The sequence below is a fragment of the Streptomyces sp. WAC 04229 genome, from assembly GCF_003947455.1.
Lineage (GTDB): Bacteria > Actinomycetota > Actinomycetes > Streptomycetales > Streptomycetaceae > Streptomyces.
This window is the reverse complement of sequence record NZ_QHJH01000234.1, coordinates 1-10,720: the sequence shown is the minus strand read 5'-3', so window position 1 is coordinate 10,720 and position 10,720 is coordinate 1. Positions and strand designations below refer to the sequence as shown.

Sequence of the window (10,720 nt, the reverse complement as noted above, 5' to 3'; positions counted from 1 at the left end):
GGGTCTGCGGGGGCACCGCGGCGGGGAGCGGCATGCCGGTACCGGCGGCCGGGGCGTCGGCGAACCCCGGGGCACCGGCACCGGCGGCCTGGGCGGCGATCGCCCGCATGCCCGCCCCGTTGGTCTGGGGCCTCAGGCGGGCCACCCCCCCCGTGCCCGAGCTGTAGCCGGTCCCGGGGGCCGGCCCGGGGGAGCGTCGGCGAACCCCGGGACACCGGCACCGGCGGCCTGGGCGGCGATCGCCCGCATGCCGGCCCCGTTGGTCTGGGTCATCAGGCGGTCCACCGCCGCCGTGCCCGAGCTGTAGCCGGTCCCGGTGGCCGGCTCGGGCACGGCGGCTCCCCTCCTGGACCCGTAGAGCACCTGTTCCAGGCCGGACACCAGGCGACGTACGTCCACCTGGGGGCGCACCACGAGACGCAGGAAGCGGCTGGACGAACCGATCTTGTTGCCGCACTCGCGGACCAGGACCCGGTGCTCGGTGAGCATGCGGTCCCGGACGACGGTGCCCTCCGCGCCCACCGGGAGGCGCACGAAGAGGAAGTTGCCCTGGGAGGGGTAGACGGTCAGTCCGGGCAGCGCGGACAGCTGGCCGGCCATCTCCAGGCGGTCGCGGCGGACCTGGTGCAGGCTCTGCGCGTACTCGGCGCCGTGGTCGCGCAGCATGAACACCACGTGCTCGGCGAAGGAGTTGAGGTTCCACTTGGGGAGCATGGCGCGCACCCGGCCCGCGAGCGCCGGGTTGGCGACCAGGTAGCCGAAGCGGATGCCGTGCAGCCCGAAGTTCTTGCCGAGGCTGCGCAGCACGACCACGTTGGGGCGCAGCATCGCCTCCTGGACCACGCTGGGTTCCGCCTCCGCGTCGGCGAACTCCAGGAACGACTCGTCGACGACGACCAGGTCCAGGTCCGCCATCGCGTCCATGAACTGCACCAGCGCCTGCTTGTGCAGATAGCCGCCGTCCGGGTTGTTGGGATTGCAGATCACGGCGACCCGGGTGCCGCGAGCGCGGATGAACTCGGCGTACCGGGCGAGGTCGAGGGCGAAGCCGCCGGACTCCTGGAGCGGGAACATGTCGACCCGCTTGCCGGTCTCCATGGGCTGGTCGGTCCAGCGGCCGAACGTGGGGACGGGGACGGCGAGGGACTCCCGCACCAGCAGGTGGTCGATCCAGGTGATCAGCTCCGTGGAGCCGTTGCCCATCGCCACGCACTGCGGCGGAAGCTGGAGCAGGCTGCACAGCTCGGCGGTGATGGTGTCGGCGCTGCTCGGGTAGTACGTGATGATGTCCCGCAGCCGGACGGCCATCTCGTCGAACATCGCCGGGGTGGGGAAGTACGGATTGCACGGAATGCAGAAGTCCACCGGGCCGGCACCCGCCTCGTCCCCGCCCTCCCGCGCCAGCGCAGCCATCGACGGGCTGTGCGCCGCGGTGCTGCGGAACAGCGAGGTGACGTTGCCGGACAAAAGGACCTCCGTAGGTGGGCGGCCCGCGCGGGGAGGTGCGGGCCGCCCTTACATACGGAGGCGGGAGGGGCGTCGTTCAACGCGTGTGAAGAAAGTGTGCCCTCACGCGCCGAACGAGTGCACCGTCGAGGTCCGGTACGTCTGTCCGGGCCGCAGCACCGTCGACGGGAACGACGGCTGGTTCGGCGAGTCCGGGAAGTGCTGCGTCTCCAGGCACAGGGCGTCGCCCTGGCGGTAGAGCGCGCCGCCGGTCCCGGTCAGGGTGCCGTCCAGGAAGTTGCCCGAGTAGAACTGGAGGCCGGGCTGGTCGGTGGCGATGCGCAGGGTGCGGCCCGAGCCGGGGTCGCGCAGGGTGGCGACGTGTTCGGGGCGGTCGGTGACGCCCTTGTCCAGCACCCAGTTGTGGTCGAAGCCCTTCGCGGTGACCAGCTGCGGATGGTTGTCCCGGATGTCCCGGCCCACCGGTTTGCCCCGGCGGAAGTCGAAGGGCGTTCCGGACACCCGCGCCAGCTCACCGGTCGGGATCAGGCCCGCGTCGGTGGGCGTGTAGCGGGAGGCGGCGATCGACAGCTCGTGGTCCTCGACCGTGCCGCTGCCCTCACCGGCCAGGTTCCAGTAGACGTGGCTGGTGAGGTTGACGACGGTGGCCCGGTCGGTGGTGGCCGCGTAGTCGACGCGCCAGTCCCCTCGCCGGGTGAGCGTGTACGTCACCCGCGCCCGGAGCGTGCCCGGGTAGCCCATCTCGCCGTCGACGCCGGTGTAGTGCAGGACCAGGCCGACGTCGGGGCCGTCGGTGAACGGCTCGACGTCCCACACCCGCTTGTCGAAGCCTCGCGCACCGCCGTGCAGGCTGTGCTCGCCGTCGTTGACGGAGAGCTGGTACTCCTTGCCGTCCAGGGTGAAGCGGCCCTTGCCGATGCGGTTGCCGTAACGGCCGATCAGGGCACCGAAGTAGGGGCTGGAAGCCACGTAGTCGTCGAGGTTGCCGAAGCCCAGGGAGACATTCGCGTGGCGGCCCCGGCGGTCGGGGATCTCCAGCGACTGGACGGCCCCGCCGTAGGAGAGCACCTTCATCCGCGTGCCGCCGTTCTCCAGTGACCAGCGGTACACCTTCGTCCCGTCGGCGAGCCTGCCGAAGAGTTCCTTCACCGGCTTCGTGCCTCCCGTGGCGTGTGCGGTGCCGCCGAGGGCGGCGGCGGTGAGACCGACGGCGGCTGCGCCGGTGACGACCGTGCGCCTGTTCCATTCCATCCGGCAACTCCTCAAGTGGGTTGATGGAAGCGCCCCCTCAGGGGCGCGGGGCTGTGTCGATCTGCGGCTGCGCCGCGTGGGCACGACCAGCCGCCACCGGCCCGCCGGTCTCCGTACGGCCCGAACGGACCCCTTCTCCGGTTCTCTAGGAACCGACCCGCCGCTTGTTCCACACGTCGAACCCGACCGCGGCCAGCAGTACGGCGCCCTTGATGACCTGCTGCCAGTCGGTGCCGATCCCGACGAGGTTCATGCCGTTGTTCAGCACGCCGAGGACCAGACCGCCGATGATCGCGCCGAGCACCGTGCCGACGCCGCCGCTCATCGAGGCACCGCCGATGAACGAGGCGGCGATGGCCTCCAGCTCGAAGTTGAGGCCCGCCTTGGGGGAGGCCGCGTTGAAGCGGGCGGCGAAGACCAGGCCGGCCAGCGCCGCGAGCATGCCCATGTTCAGGAAGACCAGGAAGGTGACCTTCTTGTCCTTCACGCCGGACAGCTTGGCCGCGGGCAGGTTGCCGCCGATGGCGTAGATGTGGCGGCCGAGGATCGCGTTGCGCATGAGGTAGCCGAAGCCGACGACCAGCACGCCCAGGATGAGCAGCACCACCGGCGCGCCCTTGTAACTGGCGAGCAGCAGCGTGACGACGAGCACCGCGGCGACCAGTGCGACCACCTTGAGCCAGAACAGCTTGGCCGGCAGCACGTCGAGGGAGAACTCCTGCTGCCGCTTGCGGTCGCGGACCTCCTGGTAGACCACGAAGGCGACCAGGGCGAAGCCCAGCAGCAGCGTCAGGTTGTGGTAGTTGGTGTTCGGCCCGACCTCGGGCAGGAAGCCGTTGGCGACCTTCTGGAGGTCCTTGGGGAACGGGCCGAGCGTCTGGCCCTTCAGGAAGATCTCCGTCAGACCGCGGAAGAGCAGCATGCCCGCGAGGGTCACGATGAACGACGGTATGCCGAGGTACGCGATGAAGAACCCCTGCACCGCTCCGGCGGCCGCGCCGATGGCGAGGCAGAGCACCACCGCGAGCGGCCAGGGGAGGTCGTTGTCGACCATGAGCACGGCGGCCATCGCGCCGATGAACGCGGTCAGCGAGCCGACCGACAGGTCGATGTGGCCCGCGATGATGACGAGCATCATGCCGATCGCGAGGATCAGGATGTAGCTGTTCTGCAGCACCAGGTTGGACACGTTGCGCGGCAGCAGCAGGTCGCCGTCGGACCACACGGCGAACAGCACCACGATCAGGCCGAGGGCCATCAGCATGCCGTACTGGCGCATGTTGCGCCGCATGCCGTCGAGCACCAGCCGCAACAGGCCGTCGCCGGCGGCTGATCCGCCCTTCCCGGGCGGCGCCGGGGCCGGGGTCTTGGCGGTCACGTCCGTGCTCATCGCGTTACCTCTTTGTCCGTCTTGTCCTTCGTCATCCGACGCATCAGCGCTTCCTGCGATGCCTCGGCCCGCGAGAACTCACCCGTCAGCCGTCCCGCGGCCATGGTGTAGATGCGGTCGCACATGCCGAGCAGCTCCGGCAGCTCGGAGGAGATGAAGACGACCGCCTTGCCCTCGGCGGCCAGCCGGTCGATGACCGTGTAGATCTCGTACTTGGCGCCCACGTCGATGCCACGCGTGGGCTCGTCCAGGATCAGCACCTCGGGACCCGCGAAGATCCACTTGCTGAGGACGACCTTCTGCTGGTTGCCGCCGGACAGCTTGCCCACCGGCTCGAAGACCGTCGGCGCCTTGATGTTCATGGACTTGCGGTAGCCCTCGGCGACCTGCCGCTCGCCGTGCTCGTCGACGACACCCCGCTTGGCGACCTTGCCCAGGGCGGTCAGCGAGATGTTCCGGTTGATGGTGTCGATGAGGTTGAGGCCGTAGTGCTTGCGGTCCTCGGTGACGTACGCGATGCCGTGCCGGACCGCCTCGGGAACGGTCTTGGTACGTATCTCGGTGCCGTCCCTGAGGACGGTGCCGGCCGTGTGCCGGCCGTAGGTGCGGCCGAAGACGCTCATCGCCAGCTCGGTGCGGCCGGCGCCCATGAGCCCGGCGATGCCGACGATCTCGCCGCGCCGGACCTCGATGGAGACGTCGTCGACCACCTTGCGCTGCTGGTCGATGGGGTGGTGCACGGTCCAGTTGCGGATCTCCAGGGCGGGCGCCGCCCCCTCCTCGGGGTGGTGCGGCGTCCGGTCGGGGAAGCGGTTCTCCAGGTCGCGGCCGACCATCCCCGAGATGATCCGGTCCTCGGTCGTCTCCGCCGCCTTCACGTCGAGCGTCTCGATGGAGCGCCCGTCGCGCAGGATCGTGACCGAGTCGGCCACCCGGCGGATCTCGTTCAGCTTGTGCGAGATGATGATCGAGGTGATGCCCTGTTCCTTCAACTGGAGGATCAGGTCCAGCAGTTTGCCGCTGTCCTCGTCGTTGAGCGCCGCCGTCGGCTCGTCGAGGATGAGCAGCTTCACCTTCTTGGAGAGCGCCTTGGCGATCTCCACGAGCTGCTGCTTGCCCACGCCGATGTCCGCGACCCGCGTCTCGGGGTGCTCGTCCAGACCGACCCGGCGCAGCAGTTCGGCGGCGTGCCTGAGGGTCTCGTTCCAGTCGATCAGCCCGCGCTTGGCGTGCTCGTTGCCGAGGAAGATGTTCTCGGCGATGGACAGATACGGCACCAGCGCCAGCTCCTGGTGGATGATCACGATGCCGTGCTGTTCGCTCGCCCGGATGTCCTTGAACCGGCAGGTGTCGCCCTCGAAGAGGATGTCCCCCTCGTAGCTGCCGTGCGGATGGACGCCGGAGAGCACCTTCATCAGGGTCGACTTGCCGGCGCCGTTCTCCCCGCAGATGGCGTGGACCTCGCCCTGGCGGACGGTCAGTGTGACGTCCGACAGCGCCTTGACGCCGGGAAAGGTCTTGACGATCGAGCGCATTTCCAGGACGGGTCCCGCCATGGTCGTGCCTTCCAATCCTTGAGGGGGCCCGGTTACTTGAGGTCGTCCGCGCTGTAGTAGCCGCCGTCGACGAGGACCTTCTCGTAGTTGGACTTGTCGACGCTGACCGGCTCGAGCAGGTAGGCGGGCACGACCTTGGAGCCGTTGTCGTACGACTTGGTGTCGTTGACCTCGGGCTTCTTGTCGTTCAGGACCGCGTCGACCATGTTCGAGGCGACCTTGGCGAGCTCGCGGAGGTCCTTGAAGACGGTCTGGGTCTGCTGGCCCGATTTGATCGACTTCACCGAGGCGATCTCGGCGTCCTGGCCGGTGACGACGGGCATGGGCTTGCTGCCGGAGCCGTAGCCGTCCGACTTCAGGGCGGACAGGATGCCGATGGAGATGCCGTCGTACGGCGAGAGCACCGCGTCGACCCGGGCGCTGCGGTAGCTGGAGGTGAGCAGGTCGTCCATGCGCTTCTGCGCGGTGCCGCCGTCCCAGCGCAGGGTGGTGACCTGGTTGAGGTCGGTCTGCTTGGACCGCACGACCAGCTGGCCCTTGTCGATGTAGGGCTTCAGGGCGTTCATCGCGCCCTGGAAGAAGTACCTGGTGTTGTTGTCGTCGTTGGAGCCGGCGAACAGCTCGATGTTGAAGGGGCCCTTCTTGCCCTCCTTCAGGCCGAGCTTGTCGACGATGTAACCGCCCTGCAGCTCGCCGACCTTCTCGTTGTCGAACGAGGCGTAGTAGTCGACGTTCTCGGTGCCGAGGATCAGCCGGTCGTAGGAGATGACGGGGATGTCGGCGTCCTTGGCCTGCTGCATGACGTTGCCCAGGGACTTGTTGTCGATCGCGGCCACGATCAGCGCGTCCACGCCCTGCGTGATCATGTTCTCGAGCTGCGAGACCTGCTGGTCCGGGTCGTCCTCGCCGAAGACGAGCTTGGTCTCGAACCCCTTGGCCTTCAGTTCCTTCTCGACGTTGGCGCCGTCGGTGATCCAGCGCTCGGAGGACTTGGTGGGCATCGCGATGCCGATGGTGGCGCCGTCGGCACCGCCCTTGTCCTCCTCGCTGCCACCCTCGCTGTTCTGGCCGCAGGCGGTCAGCGTCAGGGCGAGGGAGGCGGCGGAGGCTATGGCGGCGAGGGCGGCTCTGCGGTTGCGCATGGTCATCATCCTTGATGTGGGTCAGGGCTCGGTCCGAGAGCAGGTGTGTGGGATTGTGCGCGGCTGTGTCTTCTTTTGTGAAGGGAGTTTCCGGAACGTTATGACGAGATCTCGAACCGGTTGAGCGGCCCGGGCAGCCGCGTGCCGGGCGGGGCCATGTCCCCGTCCGCCCCGTGCCGGGCGAGCAGGTCGAGCGCGAGCCGTCCGCGCCGCACCCGCTCCTTGGCGCTGGCCAGCGTCAGTTCGCGCAGGTGGTGGCCGTACGGGTAGATGCCGGGCGCCTTGGCGAGGCCGAACTTCAGATACAGCGGGGCGCCGCGCCGGATCAGCTCGGCGATCTCGTACATGCGCACATAGCCGCCCAGGTCGTCGGGGGCCTCGATGTACAGGTCCATCGGCGCGGCCGAAACCCGCCGTATTTCGGTCAGGTGATCCGGCGTCAGGTCGCTGGGCACGTTGATGGAGTCGGCGCCGAGCCGCTCGTAGACCGCGTACGAGGCCGGGTTGACCGGGCCGACGAGCGCGGAGAGCTTGAGCGTGGTGTCGGCGGGCAGGAGACCGGCCGCCCGCGCCCGGTGCAGCGTCCACAGCACGCCCTCGTCGGCGACCAGCAGGCACTTCACGCCCAGCTCCGTCGCCCGGACGGCGTCCTCGACGCAGCCGGCGACCGCGTCGTGGCCGCGCGCCCTGAGCCCCGCCCCGCCCGAGTCGGTGCGGGTGGAGCCGCCGATGTCCCAGGTGCCGCGCGGGCCGGTGAACAGGCAGAGCTCGATGTCGCGTTCGGCGGTGGCCTCGACCATCTCGGTGATCTCGGCGTCGGTCAGCATCCACACACCGCTGCCCTGGCTGATCCGGTGGATCGGCACGTCCAGCCGCGAGGACTCCTTCAGCACCACCGCCAGCGCCTCCGGCCCCTCGCAGGAAGGGATCTCGGTGCGCCAGCGGCCACCGTCCGGGAAGGAGTGCGGCGAGGCGTCGGCGGGAACGGGGGCGGGCGCGGCCAGCCCGAGAGCGGTGAGCGCCGGCTCACCTGGCCTGCGTGCGGAGGCCGGGGCGGAAGCGTCGGTCACAAGCTGTCCTTAGTGTTCGGTATGTCGGACGAAGTTCGCGGCTCAGAGCGCGAGCGGCGCGGTCCGGTGGGTGTACGCCGGTACGGAGGCCGTCAGGTCGCCCCCGCACCGGCGTACGGCTCAGGATCCGGAGCCGGGGGACGGGGTCATGGCCGCAGCAGCACCTTGCCGACCTTCGGATCGCCGGACCCCACCAGCTCGATGGCCTCCGGGAACCCATCGAGCGGCAGTTCGTGCGTCACCAGCGGACGCGGATCGAGCAGGCCGGCCGCGAAGACCCGCACCGTGTGCGCCCAGGCGTCCGGCGGCGCGCCGAAGACGGTCTGCACCTCCAGCTGCCGCACCACCAGGTCGGTCGGGTCGAGGCCGTCGGCGCCCGGCGCCGGGATGCCGGTCAGCACCAGCCGCCCGCCCCTGCGCAGCAGCGCGGCGGCCGTGCGGGCGGCGTCCGCCGACCCGGCGGTCTCGATCACGAGGTCGAAGTCGTCCGGGAGCGGGCGGTCCCTGGTGCGGAAGTCGCTCGCGCCGAACCGCCGCGCCAGCGCCTCCCGGTCCCCGCGCGTGCCGACGACCAGCAGTTCGGCGGGGGAGGCGGCGCGCAGGAACTGCACGGCGAACATGCCGAGCGTGCCGGTGCCGACGACGGCGACCCGCTCGCCGGGCCGGGCGCCGGCCTTCAGGGCGGCGGCGGCGACGCAGGCCGCGGGCTCAAGGAGCGCGGCGGCGGTGAGGTCGGCGTCGTCGGGCAGCACGTGCAGCAGCCGCGCGGGCAGGGTGAGCGTGGGTGCCATCGCGCCCGGCCGGGTGAACCCCGTCTCCTCGTACCCCGCCGTGCACAGCGTCGTCTCGCCCGCGTGACAGCGGTCGCACACCTGGCAGTTGCGGAAACCCTCGCCCACCACCTTCCGGCCGGCCAGCGACGCGGGCACCCCGGCGCCGGTCCGCTCCACGGTCCCGGACCACTCGTGGCCGGGGGTGAGCGGGTAACGCACGTACCCCTCGGGCCGGTTGCCCTGGTAGACCTCGCGGTCGCTGCCGCAGATCCCGACGGCGTGCACCCGCACCAGCGCCTCGCCGGGGCCGGGTTCGGCGGGCTCGTGCTCCACCAGCCGGTGCGCCCCCGGCGCCTCGACGACGACCGCGACCGCGCCGCTCATCCCTGCGTCCCCTTGGGCTTGCGCTGCTCCCAGCCCTCGGCCCACAGGTCGAACCGGGCCTGCTGCTGCGGGAACTCGGCCGCCGCGTCGGTGTCCAGCTCGACGCCGAGGCCGGGCGCGTCGGACAGGTGGAAGCACCCGTCCTCCGGGTCCACCTGCGGGGCGCCCTTGACCACCTTCTTGATCTCCGCGTCCGCGAAGTCGTTGAAGTGCTCCAGGATCTTGAAGTTCGGCGAGGTGAAGCCGACCTGGAGGGAGGCGGCGGTGAGGACGGAGCCGCCGACGTTGTGCGGGGCGACCAGCGTGTAGTGCGTCTCGGCGGTGGCGGCCAGCTTCCGGGTCTCCCAGATGCCGCCGATGTGGCCGACGTCGGGCTGGATGACGTCCACCGACTGGTCCTCGAACAGCTCGCGGAACTCGATCCGGTCGTGGATGCGTTCTCCGGTGGCGACGGGGATGTCCACCTTCTCGGCGACCTTCCGCAGCGCCTTGAGGTTCTCCGGCGGGACCGGCTCCTCCAGCCAGGCCGGCTTGAACGGCGCGAGTTCGCGGGCGAGCCGCACGGCGGTGGAGGGCGAGAACCGGCCGTGCATCTCCAGCATCAGTTCGGCGTCGGGCCCGATGGCGTCCCGCACGGCCTCGATCAGCGACACGGCGTAGTTCGTCTGCTGCTGGTCCAGTTCGAAGTGCCCGGTGCCGAACGGGTCGATCTTCAGCGCCCGGTACCCGCGCTCCATGACCCCCTGCGCGGCCTTGTGGTACGCCTCCGGCGTCCGCTCGGTCGTGTACCACCCGTTGGCGTACGCCTTGACCTTGTCGGTCACCTTGCCGCCCAGCAACTGCCAGACGGGGACCCCGAGAGCCTTGCCCTTGATGTCCCAGCAGGCCATCTCGACGACCGCGATGCCGGACATCACGATCTCCCCGGCGCGGCCGTAGTCGCCGTACTTCATGCGGCGCACCAGGTCCTCGACGGCGAACGGGTCGGAGCCGAGGATGTGGTTGGCCTCGGCTTCCCGCAGGTAGCCGACGAGGGCGTCGGTGTGCCCCAGCATCCGGGTCTCGCCGACGCCGGTGACGCCCTCGTCGGTGTGCACCTGGACGTAGGTCAGGTTCCGCCACGGCGTCCCGACCACGTGTGTGCTGATTCCGGTGATGCGCACGGCGGCTGCCCCTCGCTCTGTTCGATATTTCGTCACTCGTTCGAAATGCTGGCGTGACAGTAAGGACGGGGTGGTCGGGGTGTCAATGGGTCGCACACATAACGGTTTCGGCAGTTTCGACAGGTCCGGCGGCGAGGTCCGGACCATTCCCCACACAACCTTCACAGCCGCCTCTAGGAACACGGCCGCCCCGGAACTTAACCTTCCCGCGTCATGGACTACTGCCACCCGTGCCGACGGCACCTCAACGGCGCTCTCGCCTGCCCCGGGTGCGGTACGCCCGTCGAGCAACTCCGCGCCGCCGAGCCGCCCCTGACGGCGACCGGGGCGCTCCCCCCGCCCAGGCCCGCCGACGCCACGGACGCGGCCGACGAGGCCCCGGACGACACCCCGCCCGGCGCCCGCTCCAGCCGCCGCGACCGCAAGGCCGCCGCGCACCGCCGGCGCCGCCGCCGGACCCTGTTCGTCACCGCGGGCTTCGTCCTGGCGGCCGGCGGACTGAGCCTCGCCGAACTCGGCACGGA

The 10,720-nt window shown here is 70.2% G+C and carries 7 protein-coding genes and 2 pseudogenes; 1 reads left to right on the top strand and 8 read right to left on the bottom strand.

Features of this window, described 5'->3' with window-relative positions; genetic code table 11:
• From DMH12_RS34360 to DMH12_RS34325, 8 genes and pseudogenes are all read right to left on the bottom strand, one after another.
• Positions 1-1,467: pseudogene (locus tag DMH12_RS34360) on the bottom strand (pyridoxal phosphate-dependent aminotransferase); the annotation flags it as partial.
• A 102-nt stretch (positions 1,468-1,569) separates the two neighbouring features.
• Positions 1,570-2,718: an aldose epimerase family protein gene (locus DMH12_RS34355; protein WP_125495256.1), complete on the bottom strand. Its 1,149-nt coding sequence runs from the start codon at positions 2,716-2,718 to the stop codon at positions 1,570-1,572.
• Between the two features lie 145 nt (positions 2,719-2,863).
• Positions 2,864-4,108: a multiple monosaccharide ABC transporter permease gene (mmsB, locus tag DMH12_RS34350; protein ID WP_125495255.1), complete on the bottom strand. Its 1,245-nt coding sequence runs from the start codon at positions 4,106-4,108 to the stop codon at positions 2,864-2,866.
• Positions 4,105-5,664 carry a multiple monosaccharide ABC transporter ATP-binding protein gene (gene mmsA / locus DMH12_RS34345; protein ID WP_125495254.1) on the bottom strand — a complete coding sequence of 520 codons (1,560 nt, stop codon included), beginning with the start codon at positions 5,662-5,664 and terminating at the stop codon, positions 4,105-4,107. Before mmsA ends, mmsB begins: the two co-directional genes overlap by 4 nt.
• A gap of 32 nt (positions 5,665-5,696) precedes the next feature.
• Positions 5,697-6,806, bottom strand: coding sequence for a multiple monosaccharide ABC transporter substrate-binding protein (chvE, locus tag DMH12_RS34340; RefSeq protein ID WP_125495253.1), 1,110 nt, complete (start codon positions 6,804-6,806; stop codon positions 5,697-5,699).
• A gap of 98 nt (positions 6,807-6,904) precedes the next feature.
• Positions 6,905-7,876: a hypothetical protein gene (locus DMH12_RS34335; RefSeq protein ID WP_125495252.1), complete on the bottom strand. Its 972-nt coding sequence runs from the start codon at positions 7,874-7,876 to the stop codon at positions 6,905-6,907.
• 146 nt (positions 7,877-8,022) lie between these two features.
• Entirely contained in the window at positions 8,023-9,033 is a 1,011-nt protein-coding gene (locus DMH12_RS34330) for a zinc-binding dehydrogenase (protein ID WP_125495251.1), read from the bottom strand.
• Positions 9,030-10,196: a mandelate racemase/muconate lactonizing enzyme family protein gene (locus tag DMH12_RS34325; protein WP_125495250.1), complete on the bottom strand. Its 1,167-nt coding sequence runs from the start codon at positions 10,194-10,196 to the stop codon at positions 9,030-9,032. The genes DMH12_RS34330 and DMH12_RS34325 overlap by 4 nt, the downstream gene beginning before the upstream one ends.
• A 213-nt stretch (positions 10,197-10,409) precedes the next feature.
• Here DMH12_RS34325 and DMH12_RS34320 point away from each other — a divergent pair.
• Positions 10,410-10,720: pseudogene (locus tag DMH12_RS34320) on the top strand (hypothetical protein); the annotation flags it as partial.